Source organism: Candidatus Latescibacter sp., assembly GCA_030692375.1.
In the GTDB taxonomy this organism is placed as follows: domain Bacteria; phylum Latescibacterota; class Latescibacteria; order Latescibacterales; family Latescibacteraceae; genus JAUYCD01.
Genome location: JAUYCD010000039.1, coordinates 1 through 21,367, shown reverse-complemented (window position 1 = coordinate 21,367; position 21,367 = coordinate 1). Strand labels below are relative to the sequence as shown.

The 21,367-nt window shown below is 51.2% G+C and carries 19 protein-coding genes; all 19 read left to right on the top strand.

All coding sequences use genetic code 11. The features are described from left to right. Positions 1-19: 19 nt before the first annotated feature. The gene (locus tag Q8O92_02570) at positions 20-604 is read left to right on the top strand and encodes a flavodoxin family protein (GenBank protein MDP2982199.1); all 585 of its coding nucleotides are present in this window, start codon (positions 20-22) and stop codon (positions 602-604) included. A gap of 57 nt (positions 605-661) precedes the next feature. Next, complete coding sequence (locus Q8O92_02565; GenBank protein MDP2982198.1) at positions 662-1,216, top strand: DUF3795 domain-containing protein; 555 nt, start codon at positions 662-664, stop codon at positions 1,214-1,216. A 487-nt stretch (positions 1,217-1,703) separates the two neighbouring features. Further along, positions 1,704-2,570 (top strand): HEAT repeat domain-containing protein, encoded by an 867-nt coding sequence (locus tag Q8O92_02560; GenBank protein ID MDP2982197.1) that lies wholly within the window; start codon positions 1,704-1,706, stop codon positions 2,568-2,570. Between the two features lie 612 nt (positions 2,571-3,182). After that, positions 3,183-4,625: a diguanylate cyclase gene (locus Q8O92_02555; GenBank protein ID MDP2982196.1), complete on the top strand. Its 1,443-nt coding sequence runs from the start codon at positions 3,183-3,185 to the stop codon at positions 4,623-4,625. A 211-nt stretch (positions 4,626-4,836) separates the two neighbouring features. After that, a complete protein-coding gene (gene ftsY / locus Q8O92_02550; protein MDP2982195.1) occupies positions 4,837-5,757 on the top strand; it encodes a signal recognition particle-docking protein FtsY in 921 nt (306 codons plus the stop codon). A gap of 202 nt (positions 5,758-5,959) precedes the next feature. After that, entirely contained in the window at positions 5,960-6,169 is a 210-nt protein-coding gene (locus tag Q8O92_02545; GenBank protein MDP2982194.1) for a hypothetical protein, read from the top strand. 11 nt (positions 6,170-6,180) lie between these two features. Further along, positions 6,181-6,687 carry an HNH endonuclease gene (locus tag Q8O92_02540; GenBank protein ID MDP2982193.1) on the top strand — a complete coding sequence of 169 codons (507 nt, stop codon included), beginning with the start codon at positions 6,181-6,183 and terminating at the stop codon, positions 6,685-6,687. Next, the gene (locus tag Q8O92_02535) at positions 6,684-7,520 is read left to right on the top strand and encodes a segregation/condensation protein A (protein ID MDP2982192.1); all 837 of its coding nucleotides are present in this window, start codon (positions 6,684-6,686) and stop codon (positions 7,518-7,520) included. Before Q8O92_02540 ends, Q8O92_02535 begins: the two co-directional genes overlap by 4 nt. After that, positions 7,486-8,082 (top strand): SMC-Scp complex subunit ScpB, encoded by a 597-nt coding sequence (scpB, locus tag Q8O92_02530; protein MDP2982191.1) that lies wholly within the window; start codon positions 7,486-7,488, stop codon positions 8,080-8,082. The genes Q8O92_02535 and scpB overlap by 35 nt, the downstream gene beginning before the upstream one ends. 14 nt (positions 8,083-8,096) lie before the next feature. Further along, positions 8,097-8,846: a pseudouridine synthase gene (locus Q8O92_02525; protein MDP2982190.1), complete on the top strand. Its 750-nt coding sequence runs from the start codon at positions 8,097-8,099 to the stop codon at positions 8,844-8,846. Positions 8,847-8,852: 6 nt separating this feature from the next. Next, complete coding sequence (gene cmk, locus Q8O92_02520) at positions 8,853-9,530, top strand: (d)CMP kinase (GenBank protein MDP2982189.1); 678 nt, start codon at positions 8,853-8,855, stop codon at positions 9,528-9,530. Beyond that, positions 9,527-10,219, top strand: a complete 693-nt coding sequence (locus Q8O92_02515; protein ID MDP2982188.1) for a lysophospholipid acyltransferase family protein — start codon at positions 9,527-9,529, stop codon at positions 10,217-10,219. Before cmk ends, Q8O92_02515 begins: the two co-directional genes overlap by 4 nt. 13 nt (positions 10,220-10,232) lie before the next feature. Then, complete coding sequence (gene rpsA, locus Q8O92_02510; protein MDP2982187.1) at positions 10,233-12,230, top strand: 30S ribosomal protein S1; 1,998 nt, start codon at positions 10,233-10,235, stop codon at positions 12,228-12,230. A gap of 384 nt (positions 12,231-12,614) precedes the next feature. Continuing rightward, on the top strand, positions 12,615-13,952 hold the full coding sequence (gene miaB / locus Q8O92_02505) for a tRNA (N6-isopentenyl adenosine(37)-C2)-methylthiotransferase MiaB (GenBank protein MDP2982186.1): 1,338 nt from the start codon (positions 12,615-12,617) through the stop codon (positions 13,950-13,952). Between the two features lie 238 nt (positions 13,953-14,190). Next, positions 14,191-15,246: a tetratricopeptide repeat protein gene (locus Q8O92_02500; protein ID MDP2982185.1), complete on the top strand. Its 1,056-nt coding sequence runs from the start codon at positions 14,191-14,193 to the stop codon at positions 15,244-15,246. 90 nt (positions 15,247-15,336) lie between these two features. Then, positions 15,337-17,952 carry a DNA mismatch repair protein MutS gene (gene mutS, locus Q8O92_02495; GenBank protein ID MDP2982184.1) on the top strand — a complete coding sequence of 872 codons (2,616 nt, stop codon included), beginning with the start codon at positions 15,337-15,339 and terminating at the stop codon, positions 17,950-17,952. A gap of 9 nt (positions 17,953-17,961) precedes the next feature. Then, on the top strand, positions 17,962-19,740 hold the full coding sequence (gene mutL, locus Q8O92_02490) for a DNA mismatch repair endonuclease MutL (protein ID MDP2982183.1): 1,779 nt from the start codon (positions 17,962-17,964) through the stop codon (positions 19,738-19,740). 50 nt (positions 19,741-19,790) lie between these two features. Beyond that, positions 19,791-20,555, top strand: coding sequence for a hypothetical protein (locus Q8O92_02485; GenBank protein ID MDP2982182.1), 765 nt, complete (start codon positions 19,791-19,793; stop codon positions 20,553-20,555). Between the two features lie 35 nt (positions 20,556-20,590). After that, the coding region (gene miaA / locus Q8O92_02480) for a tRNA (adenosine(37)-N6)-dimethylallyltransferase MiaA (GenBank protein ID MDP2982181.1) at positions 20,591-21,367 on the top strand (777 nt) is incomplete at its 3' end.

The following is a 21,367-nucleotide window of genomic DNA, read 5'->3' as shown; positions in this document are numbered from 1 at the left end:
AAAAAAGGATATAAGTTGTATGAAGGTTATTGCCTTTTCGGCCAGTCCCCGTCCGGGGGGCAATACCGAAACTCTCCTGGACCAGGTCATCGAGGGATTGAAAGCCGGTCATGCAGCAGTGGAAAAAATCCGCACCCATGAACTCGATATCGCTCCCTGTTCCGGATGCCGAGCCTGCGAATCGGAGGGAAAATGCTGCATCGTCGATGATTTCAACCTGTTGTATGATAGACTTATCGACTGTGACGGGGTTGTATTTACCTCGCCCCTCTTCTTCATGAATGTGCCGGCGCGGGGAAAAGCGGTAATAGACCGCTGCCAGGTTTTCTGGGTCATCAAACATCGTTTGGGACTGGATTTGTTTGGCGGCAGGCGGCGTTTTGGAATTCTTGTCTCCTGTTCGGGAGCGGGTTTAGGCCCCGGCGGAGCGAATATTTTTCGTGGTATTGAAGATACCATGACTTATGTGTTCGATGCGCTTGGTCTGGAAAAATTGGATAGTCTCCTTTTTCGACGGTTCGATGCGTTCGGAGAAATCCGCGAAAACCCCGAAGCTTTGAAACAGGCGCGGGAAACGGGAATGCTGCTTGCCGGTTTCCGGTAAACACCATCGTTTGTGGAAAGGTATTGCCAATTAACAAGCTGTTGGGCCGGAGAAACGATGAAGATCGAATACCCCGAGATCGGCGTTTGCGGCCTCTCATGCAGACTCTGCCCCAATTACCACATCGAAGGCGAAAGCAGATGTGGCGGGTGCAAGAGCGATGGCCGAATGAAAGTCGGTTGTACGTTCATAACGTGTGCCGTGAAGAGGAAAGGCATTGAGTTCTGTTGGCAGTGCACGGAGCAGGAAGGCTGCCAGCGATGGAGGCAGCACAGGGAGTGGGGAAAGCATCACGACAGCTTCACATGCTATCAGAGACTCGAAGACAATATTGAGTTTCTGAAAGGACAAGACGTCGACGCTTTTGTCGATGACCAACAAGCAAGAGAGCGCCTACTTATGGCGATGCTGGCCGAATTCAACGAAGGTCGTTCAAAGACATACTACAGCATCACTGCGACCATTATGGAGTTAGAAGAACTTGAAGAGGCGATAGCCCTTGGAAGGGAACGATCCACCGGGATGGATATCAAGGCCAAGGCAAGAGCTCTTCACGATGTACTCGACGCGATAGCTCGAAAGAGTGGGTACCACTTAAAGCTCAGGAAGTGAAAGGCCCAACAAAAGCATCCAGCGGACACGGATAAGACCTCGTGCCGCTGATGCTTCCCATAGATAAGGATTTTGAATCCAAACAGGACATCAGAAGTCTTTCCAAATGAAAACACATTTGATGATCCGGTAAAAAGTATTAAAAAGCTCTCTGAATTGACGAAAACCTCACCCGGCCTTAGGCCACCCTCTCCTAATTAGGAGAGGGTAAAAACAAGGTACATAATGAGTTACCCCCTCTCCTGACTAGGAGAGGGGGATAGGGGGTGAGGTTTAAAAACACCAGAAAATAATGTAAAAATTACTTTTTCCCGTATCATCACATTTCTTATTTTAAAAAAATTAATCCTGTTGAATATCATTCGATTTCAGGTATATTGTATTCTCAATGCTGTCTGTGTATAATGCTTGTATAAATTGGGAATTCAATATACTATAACGATCAGCAGTTCAGCGCAGAAATACCTGAAAAAGGCAGGGGTAAGAAGTGAGTAATACAAAAAAATTGATGTTTTTAGCTTTTGGACTGGTTTTGGCGGGATGTTCTCCCTCCACGGAAAGTCTTATTAAAAGTCTTCAGAGCGGGAATTCCATCGCGCGGACAAGAGCCGCCACCGAACTCATGGGCCGCCGCGGGAATCCGGAAACAACGAAAAAACTGGCTGCACAACTGAACAGCAGCGATAATCGTACGGTGTTTATAATCATCCAGGTATTGGGGACTATGGCAGATACCACAGCTATAAAGCCTTTAGGCAATGTCGCCCAAAACCATAACCCTTATATCAGAGCGGCGGCATTGTGGTCTATCGGAAGTATCGGGAGCAAGTCGGGACTTCCCTATCTGACGGAGGGTCTAAAGGATTCGATGGCGGTGGTACGTCATTCCGCGGTGATGGGGATCGGTTTTTTGAAATATCCTCCCGCGGCAAAGTTCCTTTACCCCATGCTCCGCGATGCTGTAGACAGCGTTCGTACAGCCGCCGTCCAATCCATTTTTAACTATCGGAAGATACCCGGTTCCGGAGTGTTGGCTGCGGACCTTGCCATAACACTGAACGATGCCAATCCCACGGTACGGTATGTTGCTGTCCAGGCGCTCGGAGGGGGCGGACTCGGCCAGGGTTTCCCCGACAGTACATTGGCCGGAGACCTGCTGATCGACGCGTTGAAAGACGAGAACAAGTTTGTCCGTCTTGAAGCTATTGTGAGCCTCAAATTCCTTCGGTGCGCGAAAGCGGTGCCATATCTGAGAGAGATGTTCGATACGGCAACCATTGATGAAGAGCTTGAGATTTCAAGCACCATCAAAGAAATAACCGGAGAAACTTATCCGCCAGAACTTGGAAAGTGACACCGACTACTTCGCTTTTTCCATACCTTTGCTGCGCTGATAGGAAACTGAATTCAAACCAAATTGCAATTGTACCGTCCTTACCTGGAAAATTTCCGGCAAAAACATTCATTTTTGTGCGGCAACTCACATTTTTCTTATGGAGGCCTCTTTATATTATCAGGGCATTCTAAAAAAAACTTGTAAAAATCCCTCATGGGGAGTAAATTTTCTTAGAATTCATAAGTTTGTATAATTCATATATTATAACCATATTATTACTACTAATTTATATACATACTGTTATGCGCAATTCCGGGATATGGATTCTCTCATGATGTTATCGTTACTAATGTAATTCATATAATATACATGACGACATATTTATTGCGTTTCGTTTCAAGATAGATACCGAAACGGTTTCATCGTTCCCGCGAAGCGGCAACGGTTTCATCGTTCCCGCGAAGCGGCAACGGTTTCATCGTTCCCGCGAAGCGGCAACAGGTTCGGCATGACAAGTGTCATCCTGAACTCGTTTCAGGATCTAAACACTCAAAACATGCGCAATTATTTATGTCGTTATAATTAGATGCATAAACGATTAACGAGCATACCATACTGTCGGGAGATCGCATGCCGCAGGCAAAGCCGGTTATATTGATAGTAGATAATGAGATTGAAATCTGTAATCTTTTTCGGGATTTTATTAATTTCATGGGATATGATTCCCTTTTCGAAACAGATGGTGAGAAACTTCTCAGTGAATTGGATTCCATCAAATACGATGTAATGTTTTTAGATTTGAAACTGGGATTGATTTCCGGTGTGGACATCCTGCAAAAGTCAAAGAAAACCCACCCCGATTCCGAAGTTATCATTGTCACCGGGCACGGCAGCGATGAAACTGTTTTAACGGTCCTGCATAATGGAGCCATGTCCTATATTCAAAAGCCGATCTCATTTTCGGGGATAAAAGTACATACTGAGGAAGCTCTCGCCAAGCGTCGTTTCAACATGAGAACGAACGCTTTGAAAAAAACCATGGAATCCTGTGCGCCGTCCCTGATAAAACATTTCACCGATATCATAAACCTGGATAAACTCTCCACGTATCTTAATCTTACTATCGATATCGAAACACTCGCCGATCTGATCCTCAACGGGATTGCTGATATTCTCCCCGGTTACTACTATTCATTCTTCTTTTTTGATGAAGTTAACCGTGAGATGGTGATTTATTCCGAAGAGCAGGTATACTCAAAAACCGCTTCCAAGATTGAGGAACAGATAAAGGTATTTTATGAGAATCTGGTCAACCGGGAATTGGAAGGCCTGTATAATGTCCGGGTAATTTTGCCTGCCGCCAAAAAGGATAGCGAAGAAATCAAGCCGATCGAACTTATCAGTTTCTTTGTCCCCCTGCTGGTCGATAATTCGATCAAAGGGGTTATAGGGATTTCAGGCGAAAATACTCCTGTTCCGGATGACAGCAAGGATATTCTGCTAATGATATCCGCACGTACCAACAAAATTCTTTCCAATGCCACCCTGCACCGTGACACAAAGATGCTGGCATTGACCGACGGCCTCACCGGACTTTTGAATCACCGTGCTATCAATGAACGTCTTAAACAGGAATTTGAAAGATTTCGTCGCTACGGTTCGTTCCTGTCTCTTCTGGTAGCTGATTTCGACGACCTGAAGAAATACAATGATACCTATGGCCATCCGGTGGGAGATGAAGTATTGCGCCATATTGGTAATATCCTCCGTGAAACTTCCCGTGAATCGGATGTGCTGTCCAGATACGGGGGGGATGAGTTTGTCATTCTGCTCCCCCAGACCAATTCCAGGAATGCGAGTAATATGGCAGAGCGTATAAAACAAAAAGTACAGGATAATCTTTTTTCCATTCACGGCCTGAAACTGAAAGGCACCATCAGCATGGGGGTGGCCACAGTTCCTGATGAAACTATTCAGTCACCCCAGGATTTTCTTGAAAGCGCCGACCGTGCGCTTTATGATGCAAAACGATCCGGGAAGAACCGGATTTGTATAGCCGGTTCGCTGCAGTAAAAGAAAATCCAAAGACCAAAGGAAAAGCCCAAAAACACACACCCCGGCCCCCTGAATATCGCTGCATATTTTTCAATCAGGCGTACACTAGGCGGTTACAATTGCGATACTCATTTTATACCCAATTTTTTGTGGGGATACCGGGGAGTTTTTGTCTTTTTCTTTGCGCCTGCGCGCCTTTTTTGTGCACTTGTTCATCCGGGTGATTATGATGCTTGAATTTTTTACAAAGGTAAAAGAATCCCTGGCAAAAACACGGGATCAATTCATCGGTTCTTTACAGAGCATTCTTCCTTTTGGAAGAATCACCGATGAGGTAATAGACGAGGTGGAAGAGGTACTCTATCAGGCGGACCTCGGTCCCCATGCGGTGGAAAAGCTGGTGGAAGAATTGAGAAATCATGCAGGCGAGATAAACCGTAAGGAAACCGATCCCTATACAGTGATGAAAAAGGCGGTACTATCCGTTATCGACCGGTTTGAGGATACACGTATCACGGTAAAAAAGCATCGTCCGTATATCATATTGGTAATCGGGGTGAACGGTTCAGGCAAGACAACCACAATCGGGAAGCTGGCCATGCGGTTCAGAAAAGAAGGATATTCGGTGCTTCTTGCCGCCTGTGACACGTTCCGTGCAGCGGCGGTGGAACAGCTTGGTATATGGACTGACCGTGCCGGGGCGGAACTGGTCAAAGCTCATGTGAGCGCCGATGCCGCGTCGGTGGCCTATGACGCGGTTATGCGGGCAAAAGCCCGCACAACCGACCTGGTGATTATCGATACCGCCGGGAGGCTCCATACTTCGAAAAATCTCATGGAAGAACTGAAAAAAATTCATAAAGTCCTTGGTAAAGCCATGGAGTCCGCACCCCATGAAACGCTCCTCGTACTGGATGCCACCAACGGCCAGAATGCACTGAGACAGGCCGAGATTTTCAGCAGGGAGCTGCCGGTCACCGGAATCGTACTGACCAAGCTGGATGGAACCGCCAAAGGAGGAATTGTCGTTTCCATTATCGACAAACTAGGCATTCCCATAAAACTCATCGGTATGGGTGAAGGCCTTGATGATCTCCGTGATTTCGATCCGGCTGACTTTACCGAGGCGCTTTTTTTTAACAGGTCATAAGAACATGCGGCTCGTCGGACTGCGGAGCGGTTTATGTCCTTTTCTGGTCATCCCCTAGATTTTTAAATCAATATTTTGCAACTCTTTATGATGCTTATCGTTCCACGAGAATAAATTTATGAAAATATTCTTGGGTTCAAGTCCACGTGAAGGACGAATCCCCCCTGTCCTTCTGACATCCCCCCTTATTAAGGGGGGAATCATGTTGGCAGGCAGCTTTTACCCACTTAATAAGGGGGTAGCCGCTTTATGTGGCGGGGGGATTTTGTTTAAAGAGAAGATAAGTAAGATAGCATATCTATCGCCGAATAAAAAATGGGGGATGGCCAGTTTATGTCCTTTTCTCTTGACTAAAAGTAATTATTTTATTAATTATTCCTTAATTGGTTTTTTTATCAGTAATTTATTTTAGTGGAAATTAAAATGCTGGAAAGCAATGTACTTCTTCTCAACCAGAATTTTGAACCCCTTACGATGTGCACAGCGAAACGCGCTATAATCATGGTCTGGACCGGTAAAGCAGAGATTATCGAGAATACGAGATTCTGCATTCATTCGGTCAGTATGATTTTTTTTATCCCTTCGGTGATACGGCTCCTCTTTTTTGTCAGTATTACCCAAAAGCTGAATATCCAGCTTACCAAGCAGAATATTCTTCGCCGTGATCATAAAACCTGCCAATACTGCGGAAAGTCTGAAGGGCATATGACGGTGGACCATGTCATACCACGGTCGCAGGGGGGACTTGACACCTGGGAAAACCTTGTCTGTGCATGTCCGTCCTGCAACAACCGGAAGGGTGATAACACACCGGAAAAAGTCGGGATGCATCTCTTGAAATATCCCAGGAAACCGAATATCCGTGCTTTTCTTTTCGCTCACAAGGGGATGATGAGCCAAAGCTGGCAAACCTATCTGAATGTCACGTGACCAAAGTGAGTATACCTCTGAAAAAAGAAGTTCTCTCACACTCCGATACGGCAGTCACTCCCGGACCTCCAAAGGAAGAACATATCCCGAAGCCTGATACCACCTATCATGTTATCACTCCGGTTTTTGAAGGCCCTATCGATCTCCTTCTCTATCTCATTAAAAAAAACGAATTGGACATCCACGAAGTGTCGCTTGCCGCGATTGCGAACGAATACCTCGAATATGTGGAGTTGATCAAGCTCGTTGACCTGGAAAGAGCGGGAGAGTTTATCGTGGTGGCCTCCACGCTTATGAAAATTAAATCACGCAGCCTGTTTCTGGCCAACGCGGATGATGGGGAGGAAACGGAAGAAGACACGAAAGCAGCCCTTATCAAATATCTCCTGGAATACCAGAAACTGGGCGGCGCCGCGGAAAAACTCGCCGAGAAAGAAGCGGAACGTCGTGGTGTATACCCACGGGCCGGGGAGAAAACAAAAATTCTCGATCAGTTCACTCCGCGGGACAATGCCCCCGATTATGTGCTGTTCGATCTCCTCTCTGCCCTGCGCGAGGTGCTCAGCACTGTTCCGAAGTCTGTCCCGCATGAAGTGGAACTTCTCAACGTCACCTCCGAAATGAAACAGCAGGAGATACTGGAAATCATCGCCCGTGACGGCAGCACCGATTTTATCAAGCTTGTGAAAGGAAAGCCGAGGATTATCATCGTGGTGACTTTTATTGCCATGCTGGAGCTTATAAAGAGCGGAAAGATCGGGATACGCCAGGCGAATCAGTTTGGCAGGATTATTATCTATGACAAATCAGCTGACCAGAACACGAATACTTGAGGCTGTTTTATTTGCCTCGGATATGCCGGTTGAGATGGAACGCCTTTCGGAAATCCTTGACGGGCTTACTCCTTCCGAAATCATGTACCTCATCGATTCTCTGAACCGTGAATATGAGACCGAGGGAAGGTCATTCCGGCTGGTAGAGGTTGCCGGTGGCTTTCAGTTCGAGACGCTTCCGCAGTTCGGCTCTTTCATCGAGAAACTTTACCGTTCGAAGAGCAGGCCGAAACTGTCCCGGGCGTCTCTGGAGACTCTGGCTATCGTGGCCTATAAACAGCCGATTTCCAAGGTGGAAATAGATGCTCTGCGGGGTGTGGATTCCGATGCGGCCATCCGAACCCTCCAGAATCGCGATCTCATCGAAATAACTGGGCGGAGCGAGGCGGTCGGAAGACCGATTATTTACGGAACAACCCAGGAATTTTTGCGATATTTCGGCCTGAAGAACATAAAGGATCTTCCCGGTGCGGATGAACTGGCATCCATGTTCGACGGCAGCGAAGTTCGTGAATCGCCCCCTGAACAGCTCAGGCTGGATGAACAGATAAATGAAAGTTAGGGGATGAGGGTTTTTTGAGACTAAACCGTTATATTTCCGTAAGCGGGTTCGCTTCACGGCGCAGAGGGGAAATTTACATCCGCGAAGGGCGGGTCAGGGTCAACGGCGAGGCGGTTACCGATCCCGCCCGTGATATTGTTCCTGATCGTGATCAAGTTACCCTCGATGGGAATCTTCTCAGGGTGAATCCGGAAAAACGGTACTACGTGCTCAACAAGCCCACAGGTGTAATTGTATCGATGAGCGACACTCACGGCCGTGCAAACGTGCAAAATCTTTTGGGAGAGGAGACGCGCGGAGTATTTCCGGTGGGGCGCCTTGATGCAGACACCTCGGGAGTACTTCTTTTTACCGATGACGGCGATCTGGCTCACCACCTGACTCACCCTTCGTTCGGAGTGGAGAAAATATATCGGGCTGTGGTACGGGGCCGGGTGAACGGAGAAGATGTCCGACGGATAGGAGAGGGAATAGTGCTTGATGATGGTCCCGCCGCTCCGGCGCGCCTTTGCATCCTCGAAAGCGCAGGTGAAACCTCAACGGTGGAGATTACCCTTCACCAAGGCCGGAAACGTCAGGTCAGACGGATGCTGGAAGCGGTGGGGCATCGGGTGATTACACTTGAGCGCACGGCATTCGATGGAATTACCGCGAAAGGGCTGCCGCTGGGTTCCTACCGTCCTTTAACCAGGGAAGAGGTTGAACAATTGAAAGAACAATCCAAAGCCCCCTCGCCCGCTTGCGGGAGAGGGGGTAGGGGGTGAGGGAAAATGGCGGCGCGGAAGCCGATCATTGCCATTGACGGCCCGGTTGGAGCGGGAAAAAGCACCACCGCAAGGAAAGTAGCGAAAGAGCTGGGATTCCTCTTCGTAGACACCGGAGCGATGTACCGTGCAGTTACCCTTGATGTCCTGAATAACGGGGTAAATCCTGATGATGAGGAGGCGGTGAAGAAAGTGGCGGCTCTCGCACGGGTTGAACTGGCAAGCACCGGAAAAAGCCAGCGGACGTTCCTGAACGGCGCAGATGTCTCCGAACGCATCCGTGACCGTGATGTTACAGCGGCTGTTTCTGCGGTGAGCGCTCAGAAGTCGGTACGGGAAAGGATGACTCAGCTTCAGAGGGAGATTGGGAAAAATGGCGCAGTAGTCATGGAAGGCAGGGATATCGGTACAGTGGTATTCCCTGACGCAGAATATAAAATCTATCTGGACGCTTCCATCGAGACCCGGGCCGAGCGCCGTTATGACGAGCTGGTCGCGCGGGGGGTAGAAATCACCCTGGAAGAACTTATCAGAGAAGTAAGAGAACGGGATCGTGCCAATATCGAACGTGAGCTCGCTCCCCTGAAAAAAGCCCCGGGTGCTGTTCTGATCGATACAACGGATATGACCTTTGATGAGCAGGTGGAGACGATTGTTGCCCTGGTTCGCGGAGAGAAAGGATGATAAGACAGTCGGAAGCCCAAAGCCCAAAGCTCGAAGAGAAAAGAACGGGTGAAAAAATACGCCCATTTTACGGGTTAGCACAATGGGTAACCAGGTGTATTCTTAAGATATTGTTCAGGATACGGGTTGAGGGAATAGAAAACGTCCCCCGTAAGGGTGGAGTAGTCATTGCCTCCAACCATGCTTCATTGATCGATCCGCCTTCTCTTGGCTGTACCATCCCCCGTGAGGTTTCCTATTTCGCTAAAAAAGAGCTTTTCAAGATACCATTTGTCGGCTGGTTCATTTCTTATGCCAATTCCATTCCGGTGGACCGTGAGGGATACAGCTCCCAGGCGCTGAAAGAAATGATCCGGCGTCTGGAAGACGGCTGGGCGGTGATCGTATTCCCTGAAGGAACCCGGACCAAAACCGGAGAGTTTTGCGAACCCAAGAGCGGCGCAGGAATGGCCGCAGCCATTGCCGGTGTGCCCGTTGTTCCCTGCTGGATCGAGGGTTCATTCCACGCCCGGTTCTTTCGGTCGAGGGTAACTCTTCATTATCTCCCTCCGTTCAGACCGGAAGAAATTCCAGCGCCGAGCAGGAAAGAACATTATTTACTTGTGTCCAGACGAATAATGAGTGATATTAACAGATTATATAATTCGCAGATGGCCCTGCGTAATCAGGCCAAATCTCAAGAAAGGTAAGGAGGAAGAATTCGTGTCTGAAGAAACACTGAACTCTGAAACACCTTCGGCGGTAACTACCGAAGGAGAAGAATTCACTGAGACGGGAGGTGAAGCGAAACCCATCCCCGGCATTCGGGACAGTCTGACTCGCAAGGCCGCGCGGTTTTTTGATGAAGCCGGGTATACTGAAGACGAATATCGTTCCATGCTCGAAACGTACGATGAGACAATGAAATCCATCGAACAGGGGAACATCGTGACCGGAACGGTGCTTTTGATCACGGAGAATGCTGTGATCGTAGACATCGGTTTCAAGAGCGAGGGGAGCATCAGTCTCCAGGAATTCGGAGATACATCCGGCATAAAAATCGGCGATAAGATCGAGGTCTTCCTGGAAGATGTGGAGAACCAGGACGGCCAACTGGTGCTTTCGAAGCAGAAAGCCGATTTCATGAAGGTCTGGGACAAGATCAAAGATATCTATGATACCAACATGCCGGTGGAAGGGAAGCTGGTAAGGCGCATCAAGGGCGGCATTGTGGTTGATCTGCTCGGCGTTGATGCGTTCCTGCCCGGATCCCAGATCGATATCCGACAGGTAAAGAATTTTGATCAGTTCATCGGTGAAACCTTCAAGCTGAAAATTATCAAGATTAACAAGACACGCCGCAATATCGTCGTCTCCCGGCGCGTCGTGCTCGAAGAGGAGCGCTCCCGGCTTCGCGATACCGTGCTGACCGATCTGGAAATCGGACAGGTTCGGGAAGGAACAGTCAAGAACATTACCGATTTCGGCGCTTTTATCGATCTCGGCGGTGTGGATGGTCTCCTGCACATTACCGATATGTCCTGGGGACGAATCAATCATCCTTCGGAGCTGGTTTCAATCGGCGACAGGATCAAAGTTAAAGTTCTCAATTTCGAAGAGGGCAAGACCAGAATATCGCTGGGCATGAAGCAGCTCACCCCTTACCCTTGGGAAGGGGTCGAGGAAAAGTATCCGGTCAGCGCAATTGTTACCGGCAAAGTAGTCTCCACCACCGATTATGGCGCTTTTGTGGAGCTTGAGCGCGGCGTCGAAGGCCTGGTGCATATCAGCGAGATGAGTTGGACCCAGCATGTCCGTCATCCTTCAAAGATTGTGAATGTCGGCGACGAGATCAAGGTCAAGGTCCTCAGCGTAGACAAAGAAAACGAGAAAATCTCTCTTGGCATCAAGCAACTGGAGCCCGATCCCTGGGCGACCATAGACGAGCGTCATCCGGTGGGCAACCGGGTGAAGGGCAAGGTGCGTAATCTCACCAACTTCGGCGCTTTCGTGGAGATCGAGGAAGGGATCGATGGTCTGGTGCATATCTCCGATATGAGCTGGACCAAACGGATAAAGCATCCTTCGGAAGTCATGAAGAAAGGCCAGGTTGTCGAGGTCGTTATCCTGGACATCGACAAGTCGAACCGTCGTATTTCCCTCGGACACAAGCAGATATTTGATGATCCCTGGTCCACTCTCGAGCAGCGCTTTGCCATGGGAATGATCACTCAGGGCACCATTATCCGTATTCTGGACCGAGGGGTGGTGGTCGCGCTCGAAAATGATATCGAAGGGTTCGTGCCCGCTTTCCAGCTCGGTCAGGATGTGAAAAAACCGGCCGATGCATTTGAGGCCGGCGATGATCTGCCGCTGAAAGTAGTCGAGTTCGACAAGGATCAGCGAAAGATTGTTCTCAGCGTCCGTGAATATTTCAAAGAGAAGGACAAGGCGGAACTCGAGGAATTCAGGGCCAAGCATCAGCCCAAGCCGATAACAATCGGCGATGCATTCGGGGATATCCTGGCGGAGAAGAAGGAAGCGGTCGCCGCTGAACCTGAACCTGAACCTGTACCTGAACCGGAACCTGAACCTGAACCTGAACCTGAACCGGAACCTGAACCTGAACCGGAACCTGTACCTGAACCCGTACAAGATGAAAAAGCTCCCGAATCCCCGGTATCCGAGAACCATCCTGAAGAACCTGAAGAAAAGGAATAAGGATCTAGGCGAAGGTCCTTTAAAAAGGTCTCCGGAATGCTGTTATCAAGAGAGGCGGTCCGCATACAACGGGCCGCCTCTTTGTTTGACGCCTTTGTATGGATGATTGACAGAGTGTTAAACGGTATGTATATTATAATTTTCTTACTGCTCACTTTTTTACTCTAAACTTTACAAATAGATGCCGAAACGGTTTCATCGTTCCCGCTAAGCGGCAACAAGTTCGGCATGATACGTGTCATCCTGAACTCGTTTCAGGATCTAAATACAAAAATATGCTTAATTATATTTGTCGTCATGTATAATTATACCTTTATTGCCCTCTTTGAATACATCGCCCCCACGCCTGCTTGCGGGAGAGGGGGCAGGGGGTGAGGGCATATAATGAACTCAAATACCGTATATATTGAAACGTATGGCTGCCAGATGAACAAGTTGGATTCGGAAAATGTCGCCGCCATTCTCTGCTCCTCCGGCTATGACGTGGTGCCGGATATGGCCGCCGCCGATATCATCCTGTTTAACACCTGTGGAGTCCGTGAAAACGCGGAGGTTCGCATCCACGGCCGTATCGGAGAGCTCATGTCGCTCCGGAAAGCGCGCCCCTGGCTGATGTTCGGGGTAATCGGCTGCATGGCCCAGCGGCTGGGAGAGGACCTGCTCTCCGATGTGGTGAAAGTTGTGGCCGGGCCTGATTCTTACCGGCGGCTGCCGGAAATTATCGGGAGAGCCGGTTCACAGAGCGTGGTCGATACCGTGCTTGACAGGAACGAAATCTATGAGGGAATTGTGCCTTCACGCTCCAGTCCTTTTTCCGCCTGGGTGGCAGTCATGCGCGGATGCGATAACTTCTGTTCCTACTGTGTGGTGCCCTTTACCAGAGGCCGTGAGCGCAGCATTCCCTCCGGCCACATTCTCCGGGAAATCGAGCGTCTGAAAAATAATGGGGTCAAAGAGGTTACGCTGCTGGGACAGAATGTAAATTCCTACCATGACGGCGCGGTGGATTTTGCCGGTCTCCTTGACCGCGCCGCCGGCGCCGGAATGGAATGGATACGGTTTTTGACCTCTCATCCCAAGGATCTGAGCGCAGGCATACTGGAGGTCATGGCCGACCGTCCCAATGTCTGCAATCATCTCCACCTTCCGCTTCAGTCCGGCTCCGATGCTGTTCTCCGGGCGATGAATCGAAAGTATACCCTTTCCGCCTACCTGGAACTGATCGGAAAAGCCCGGAAATTAGTGAAAGGCATCAGCATAACCACCGATCTCATTTTCGGATTTCCCGGGGAAACCGAAGAGGATTATGCGGCCACTCTGGCTGTCATGGAGGAGGTCGGTTTCGATTTCGCGTTCCTCTATCGGTACTCGGAACGGGAGGGGACCCAGGCAGCCCGGTTTCCGGGGATAATCCCTGTGGAAATCAGGATAGAACGCCTGAAAAAGGCAATCTCTTTGCAAAACGCCATCACCGCCCGCAAGAATCGGGAGCAAATCGGCGCAATACACGCTGTTCTGATAAAAGGTACCAGTAGGGATGAAAAAGGCTGGTATGGTTTTACCGAAACGAATGTCCCGGTGGTATTTGTTTCGGGAGATACATCGCTCAAACCGGGGATGTTTGCCCGGGTCAGGATAGAATCCACCACCGGCGCCTCGCTGGTGGGAAAAAGCGAACAGAAAGAGATAGAGTGTGAACTGGTTTATACTACAGCCCCCTAACCCTCTGTCCCTTTCCCCCGAAGGGGGCAAGGGAGGTCGTTGCTCCACAGCCATTTCCTGCCCCCTATGGGGGAAGGATGTCCGAAGGACAGAAAGGGGGCTTCACCCAACAATCTCTACATTTGCACAGGGCTTTTATATCTCCCGTTTTTTCCTTTCTTCCTTTGCGCCTTTGTGCCTTCTTTTATTCTTTTTTACATTTCAGATTTCAAACGCTTTTGCCGCCGACCGTACTCCTGTGCCGAAAGGAATCACCGATTTGATCGCCCAGGGCAGGAAAGACGAGGCGAAGAAGGCCCTGGAGCAGTTCAGGCGAAAGGATCCCGATAATCCTCTTGCCATCTTTTATCTCGCACAGGTTACTGATGATTGGAAAAAGGCGCAGGCCCTGTACAAGGAAGTCGAGCTTCTGGCCGACCGCTCGCTGGCATCGGAGGCAGCGTATGCACGGGCGGAACTGAACTTTTATCACGGCGATTTTTCAGAGGCCAGGAACGTTTATGAGAAAATTGTAACTCAGTATTCCACTTCTCTCCGGTATACCGATGCCCTCTATCGACTGGGAATGACCAGCCTCGCCACAGGAGAGGAGCAGAAGGCCTTGGCCGCCTACCGGAAATCCCGTGATGCAGAAAAGACCGATTACCGTAAAACCCTGGCTGAAGCGGGCATCATGGAATGCTATGTGGCGATGAAAGATTGGAACCGCGCCCTTGAATCTGCCCGGAAGGTACTGGAGGGGAGGGATGACGGTAATGCGCTCACCCCGCGTGTGCTCGAAGTGACAGTCCTGGCCTGGCGTGAACTTGGCAATGAGGAAAACGCTGTAAAATTCACCCAGCGGCTCGTGACTAATTTCCCCCGGAGCTACCAGGCTCATGCCCTGCGGGAACGGGGAAACCGTATCGAGACGGCGCCGAATACTTTCAGCGCGCAGAAGGTGATTACAGATTCCATACGATCGCTCCCCGGCGCTTTGCAAAAAGGGCAAAATACCGAGGCCGGAGACATAAATAGTATATCCGGCTCCACTCAAGACCCAGATTCCGGTGAAGTGGGCTCCGAATTTTCCATTCAGGCGGCGGCTTTTGAGGATCGTTTCAATGCTCTCCAGCTTTATAACAAGCTGAAAGATGCGGGATTTCTCGCCCGGGTGGAGATGAAAACGGTGGGGAGCACGCATTTCTACCTGGTTCGTATCGGCAGTTTCACAGCCCGTGAGGAAGCAGAAAAAATATCCGAGCAGGTATCGAAGATCACCGGCTCGAAAGCCAATGTCATCGTGGTGAAGTAGGGTAGGAAACTCACCCCCTGACCCCCTCTCTTGCAAGCAATAGAGGGGGAAACCCAGTGACTTTTCTCCAGTTATCTTTATGAGGCTCCAATGTCCGATTTTACTCCGGTAATGCAGCAGTATCTGGAAATAAAGAAAGAGTATGATGATGCCATACTCTTTTTCCGCATGGGCGATTTCTACGAAATGTTTTTCGAGGACGCCAAGATTGCCGCAGAAGAACTGGGTATTGCGCTCACTTCCCGTGAAAAGAACAAAAAAGACCCTGTTCCCATGGCCGGAATCCCTTACCATGCGGTCAACGGATACCTCTCGAAACTTCTGCGCGCCGGGTACAAGGTAGCTATCTGCGAGCAGACCACCCTTCCCGGCCAATCCAAGGGGCCGGTGAAACGTGAGGTGGTGCAGATGGTAACCCCGGGAACGGTCATGGGGGAGGATGTCCTCGATGCGCGGAGCAACAATTTTCTGGCCGCTCTCTCCTTCGACGGTACGGTTACGGGGATTGCGATGGCTGATCTTTCCACCGGGGAATTTCTCGCCGGAGAGATTGCCGAATCGCGTGACTGGCTGGATGAACTGGAGCGTATCTGCCCGGTCGAGGTGGTTCTTTCGGAAAACGAGCCGCCGGAAATCGAGCAGGCCATCCGGTCGCGGCTGAACGGGGCGATGATCACGTACCGCGAAGGATGGACATTTGACCGGAATTACGCCGAAGACAAGATACGTGAGCATTTCCGGGTGCTCAGCCTCAAGGGATTCGGTATCGAGGACAGCCCACCTGCCATCGCAGCAGCCGGGGGTGTTCTTGCCTACCTGATGGAAACCCAGAAAGCCTCGCTTGACCATATCATCTCTCTCAAACGCTACCGTCCCGCCGAAACCATGTTCATTGACGCCCGCACCCGCCGGAACCTGGAGCTGATCACTTCCATGTCCGATAAGGGTTCGGTGAAAGGTTCGCTGTTTGCGGTGATCGACCGGACTGCCACTCCCATGGGAGCGCGAACCCTCAAATCCTGGATTCTCAATCCTCTGATGGACCCGGCGAAAATAAACGAACGCCTGGACGGTGTGCAGGAGCTCTGCGATACCCCCGGCCTGCTCAAAGAACTGGGAAGCATTCTTTCGAAAATCCATGATGTGGAGCGGCTTATCGGCCGGGTCTGCCTGGAGCGCGCCAATCCCCGTGACATGCTTTCCCTGGCCGAATCGCTGGAACATTCCCGGAGCCTCAGGGAGCTTGTCTCCACCTGCCGCGCCCCGATTCTCAAGCAGTGCACCGCAGACATCGGAGACCTGCGGGACATGGCGGTCATCATCTCCGATGCCCTGGTTGAAAATCCGCCGATATTGATAACCGAGGGAGGAATCTTCCGCGACGGCTACCTCACGGAGCTGGATGAAATCCGTGAGATCTCCCGCTCAGGCCGCAAGTGGATCGCCGAATATCAGGCAGAAGAACGCCGCCGCACCGGCATCGCCAATTTGAAAATCAGCTACAACAACGTTTTCGGGTATTTCATCGAGGTTTCCAAGGGGAATCTCGACCGCGTCCCGGAAGATTACCACCGCAAGCAGACCCTGGTGAACGCCGAGCGTTTCATCACTCCCTCCCTCAAGGAATACGAGGCCAAGGTGCTCGGCGCCGGGGAGCGTATCTCGGAATTGGAGCGCGGGCTGTTCGTGGATCTGCGGAAGGAGACCGCTTCACATGTGAAAGAGATACAGGTGTTTTCCCAGGCGGCGGCAATCATCGATGCACTCCATTCGTTCGCCCTTGCAGCAGGTGAGAAGAAATATACGCGCCCGGTCATTGATGAGAGCACGATTATCGAAATACGCGACGGCCGTCACCCCGTTGTGGAGACCATCATTCCGGCGGGAAAATTCGTCTCGAACGACACGCTCCTGGACAGCGAAACCGACCAGATTCTTATAATCACCGGGCCAAACATGGCGGGGAAATCCACCTATCTCCGTCAGGTGGGCCTTATCGTGATCATGGCGCAGGCGGGTTCTTTCGTGCCGGCATCCTCCGCCCGTATCGGGGTGATCGACCGGATATTCACCCGTGTCGGCGCTTCGGATAATCTCGCAGGTGGGGAATCCACATTCCTTGTGGAGATGAACGAGACCGCCAACATCCTGAATAACTGCACCCCGCGGAGCCTGATCCTTTTCGACGAAGTGGGGAGGGGAACATCCACATTCGACGGCCTGAGCATCGCCTGGGCCATTGTGGAATATCTGCACCAGGTCGGAAATGCGGCGGCGCGGACGCTCTTTGCCACCCATTTCCACGAGCTGACCGAGCTTGAAGCCCTGCTGCCCCGTGTGAAAAACTATAATGTGGCGGTGAAAGAGTGGAACGATGAGATCGTTTTTCTCCGCAAGATCCTCGAGGGAGGCTCGGATCAGAGTCTCGGAATACAGGTGGCGCGGCTCGCCGGACTTCCCCGCAAGGTGATAGAGCGGGCGAAGGAGATTCTGACTACCCTGGAAGCAAACGAGTTCACAGTTAACAACAAGCCCAAGCTGGCCGCCGAGTCAAAAACCCGTCAGGATGCTTACCAACTGAGTCTTTTCGAGCTGCCGGAGCACCCGGTGGTGGAGGAGCTTCGCGATCTCGATGTCGAGAACCTGACCCCCATCAAGGCGCTTTTGATGCTGGAACAGTTGAAGCGGAAGGTACAGAAAAAATAAGGAGTTTATGTGGCAAAAGTAAAAGTTCTTCCCGATATAGTGGCCAACAAGATCGCCGCCGGAGAGGTGGTGGAGCGGCCGGCCTCGGTGGTAAAAGAGCTGGTGGAGAACGCGGTGGACGCCGGCGCCTCGACCATTGTCGTTGAAATCGAGGACGGCGGGAAACGGCTGATCCGGGTATCCGATGACGGGGAGGGGATGGGCCGCGATGACGCCCTTCTCGCCATCGAACGTCACGCCACCTCAAAAATCGAGAGTGTGGAGGACATCGAGAACATCCTCACACTCGGTTTCCGGGGCGAGGCGCTCCCTTCCATTATTTCTGTTTCGCGGGCGGTTATCGACACCCGGAGAGAAGGGGATACGTTCGGGACGCGGCTTGTTATAGACGGGGGAGTCCTCAAGCAGGTCTCCGACATAGGCCGTGACACCGGAACGGATGTGGAAGTCAAGAACCTGTTTTACAATCTCCCGGCGCGGCGGAAATTTCTTGGAGCAGAAGCCACAGAGCTCAAGCATGTGCGGGCTATCCTCTACGATTATGCTGTGGCGGCGCACGGTCTCTCCCTGACCCTCATTTCCGATGGGAGGGAAGTTTTCTCGTATCGCGGCTGCAGCAGCCGTGAAGAAATGCTGCCTTATATTTTCGGCGAGACGCTTGCCGACCTCATGGTCCCGCTTAAGGTGAGTACTGAAGGCACGGAGATAAGCGGCTTCATCGGGAAACCGGAATCGGCCCGCGCATCCGGCATCAATCAGTACATCGTTATGAACGGCCGGCCTATCCGCTCCCGGAGCATCTCGAAGGCGCTCATCGATGGGTATGGCCCCACCGTAGCCAGGGGGATGTTTCCGCCTTTTGTGCTCTATTTTGAAACCGATCCCGCGCGGGTAGATGTGAATGTCCATCCCACCAAGCGTGAAGTCCGTATCCACCGTGAATTTCCCCTTCTTCAGGCGCTGAAGGAGGCTGTGGCGGAGGTGATCCAGAGTATGGCGGCGGCACCCGATCTTGCGGAGACGCGATGGCCGTTCAGCGATTACCGTCAGAAAGTCACCCCGGTGACCATGTACAATCCGCCGCCTGACCACTGGCAGGATGATATACCCCGTATCCCGGAGAAAAGCAGCGGCGGGCAGACAGGTATGGAATTTCCAGCCGCCGTGCGGGAACCGGAGAGAGACAGTTTCGCTCCGGGTCTCCGGGAGTCTGTACAGTCCTATGAAGCGCCGTCTTTTTGGCAGTTGAAAGACCGCTATATCGTATCCACAATCAAGGAGGGAGCGATCATCATCGATCAGCACGTCGCCCACGAACGCATCCTCTACGAGGAAACTCTCGACCGCATCCAGGGTAAGCAGGCCCCGGCACAGCAGCTCCTCTTTCCGCTGACCCTTGATTTCTCGGGCGCGGATTTCGATGTCCTGGCGCAGATGATTCCCTTCCTGAACCAGATCGGTTTCGGAGTCCGTGAATTCGGCGAGCGCTCGGTCATCGTGGATGCCATACCTTCCGGGATGACCGAATTCGGCGAGGGGAGAATTTTTTCCGAGTTCATCGAGGAAATGCGCATCCACGGCAAAATCACCTCCGGCTACATGGACAAGTTCGCCGCCGCTGTGGCCTGCCGTTCCGCAATCAAGGCCGGAAAGTCCCTCAATCAGGCAGAGATGCAGTACCTGGTGGACAGGCTGTTCGCGGCACGGTCGCCCTTTGTCTGCCCGCATGGCAGGCCCACGGTGGTGAAACTGACCCTTGATGAACTTGACCGCAGGTTCGGGCGGTAAGGCGCGCATGGTGTAACGATAGTTATGTGTTCCTTAGAAAAGAAGGAAATATGAGCAGACTCATGAATGGTGTATCGGCGGGTTGTATCCTTCTCACTCTCGCTGGGGCTGCTGAGGTGCAGGAGGCAAAAGTCTCCATTAACGATCTCCTCGGAGACTGGCTCAATAAAACGTATGTGGATTCTCTCAGGAAAACCTTATCGCCACGGGCGTCAGTGAAAGGAATTTACTATACGGCCATCAGATTCACAAAAATCCATGAAGGATTCAAATGGATAATTGATTTCAATTTTCATGAAGGGTTGCCTTACACAATTGACAGCCTCAAAGTCGCCGGAACTGACACGTACTCTCTGATATTTAACAAGGAAGAGGTCAGCGGCCGTGAAACGATGGATGACCGGATTGTTTTCCCGGACGGTTCTTTCGATGACCTCTCTTGGGTTTTCACCGACAAAGGTAAGGAGCAGCGGATCCGATTCATCCGGGTTCGTCCCTCGATGGAGAAATTTGTGAACAGGATCGTCCTCGCGGGAACATACACGGATACCTCCGGGAGGAGGTTCCTGTTCACAGACGATAGTGAAGCCAAGTGGCCGAATAAAACGTTTATCTACGAAATAGGCCTTGATTGTGTGCTCGCACATTGCGATCACTTTTCTATTCCCGCAGAAAAGGATACAAAAGGTGCAAAGTTCTATGCTTACGAACGAAAAAATGATAAACTATATCTATACAATACCGTATTTCTATACGATGTTATCATGGAGCCAGAGGGTAGTCCGCTGTATGTTCTGACTCGGAAGCGGAAATAAAACATAATAAAACAGATGTAGGCAAAAAAATTGATATGAATCATAAAGTGCTCATCATAGCCGGGCCGACAGCCTCCGGAAAGAAGGAGTTTGCCCTCCGCGCGGCGGAACGTTTCAACGGCGAAATCGTGAGCGCCGATTCACGCAAGGTATACCGTTACCTGGATATAGGCACCGCCAAGCCATCGCGGGAAGAAAGAGAGCGAATACCTCATCACCTTATCGGCATCATCGAGCCGGATGAACCGTTCAGCGCCGGAGAATGGGTGCGGAGGGCTTCAGGAGCGGTGAGCGGAATTCTGGAGCGCGGGAAGCTGCCGATCATCTCCGGAGGAACCGGATTCTACATCGAAGCGTTCATGCAGGGTCTTTCAGAAGGGATATCTGTTGATGCGGAACTTCGGAATGAGCTTGCACGGGAGCTTGCTGAGTATGGCGGGGATGCCCTGTACAACAAACTGGAGCAGGTTGATCCCGTGCGGGCGGCGGAGCTCCACGTGCATGATACATTCCGTGTGCTGCGTTCGCTGGAAATCTTTTATTCCACCGGGCAGGTTTACTCGGAGCTAAGGAAAAACGCGAAGATTACCGGCGGAGAATATGATTACTTTTCAGTCGGGATAGCTCTTGGGCGCCCGGTATTATACCGGCGGATCAACGAGCGGGTGGATCGGATGGTGAAAGCGGGGCTGCTCGATGAACTTTCTGCGATTCTGGCCCGGGGATATGCTCGCGGCCTGCCTTCTCTGGATACCGTAGGGTACAAAGAGTGGTTTCCGTATCTGGACGGCGCCGATTCATTTGAAAACTGC

Excerpts from the sequence above, each read along its gene's own strand:
- Q8O92_02570 (MDP2982199.1), top strand. The coding sequence starts at position 20 with ATGAAGGTTATTGCCTTTTCGGCCAGTCCCCGTCCGGGGGGCAATACC.
- Q8O92_02565 (MDP2982198.1), top strand. The coding sequence starts at position 662 with ATGAAGATCGAATACCCCGAGATCGGCGTTTGCGGCCTCTCATGCAGA.
- Q8O92_02555 (MDP2982196.1), top strand. The coding sequence starts at position 3,183 with ATGCCGCAGGCAAAGCCGGTTATATTGATAGTAGATAATGAGATTGAA.
- ftsY (MDP2982195.1), top strand. The coding sequence starts at position 4,837 with ATGCTTGAATTTTTTACAAAGGTAAAAGAATCCCTGGCAAAAACACGG.
- Q8O92_02545 (MDP2982194.1), top strand. The coding sequence starts at position 5,960 with ATGTTGGCAGGCAGCTTTTACCCACTTAATAAGGGGGTAGCCGCTTTA.
- Q8O92_02540 (MDP2982193.1), top strand. The coding sequence starts at position 6,181 with ATGCTGGAAAGCAATGTACTTCTTCTCAACCAGAATTTTGAACCCCTT.
- scpB (MDP2982191.1), top strand. The coding sequence starts at position 7,486 with ATGACAAATCAGCTGACCAGAACACGAATACTTGAGGCTGTTTTATTT.
- cmk (MDP2982189.1), top strand. The coding sequence starts at position 8,853 with ATGGCGGCGCGGAAGCCGATCATTGCCATTGACGGCCCGGTTGGAGCG.
- Q8O92_02515 (MDP2982188.1), top strand. The coding sequence starts at position 9,527 with ATGATAAGACAGTCGGAAGCCCAAAGCCCAAAGCTCGAAGAGAAAAGA.
- miaB (MDP2982186.1), top strand. The coding sequence starts at position 12,615 with ATGAACTCAAATACCGTATATATTGAAACGTATGGCTGCCAGATGAAC.
- mutS (MDP2982184.1), top strand. The coding sequence starts at position 15,337 with ATGTCCGATTTTACTCCGGTAATGCAGCAGTATCTGGAAATAAAGAAA.
- Q8O92_02485 (MDP2982182.1), top strand. The coding sequence starts at position 19,791 with ATGAGCAGACTCATGAATGGTGTATCGGCGGGTTGTATCCTTCTCACT.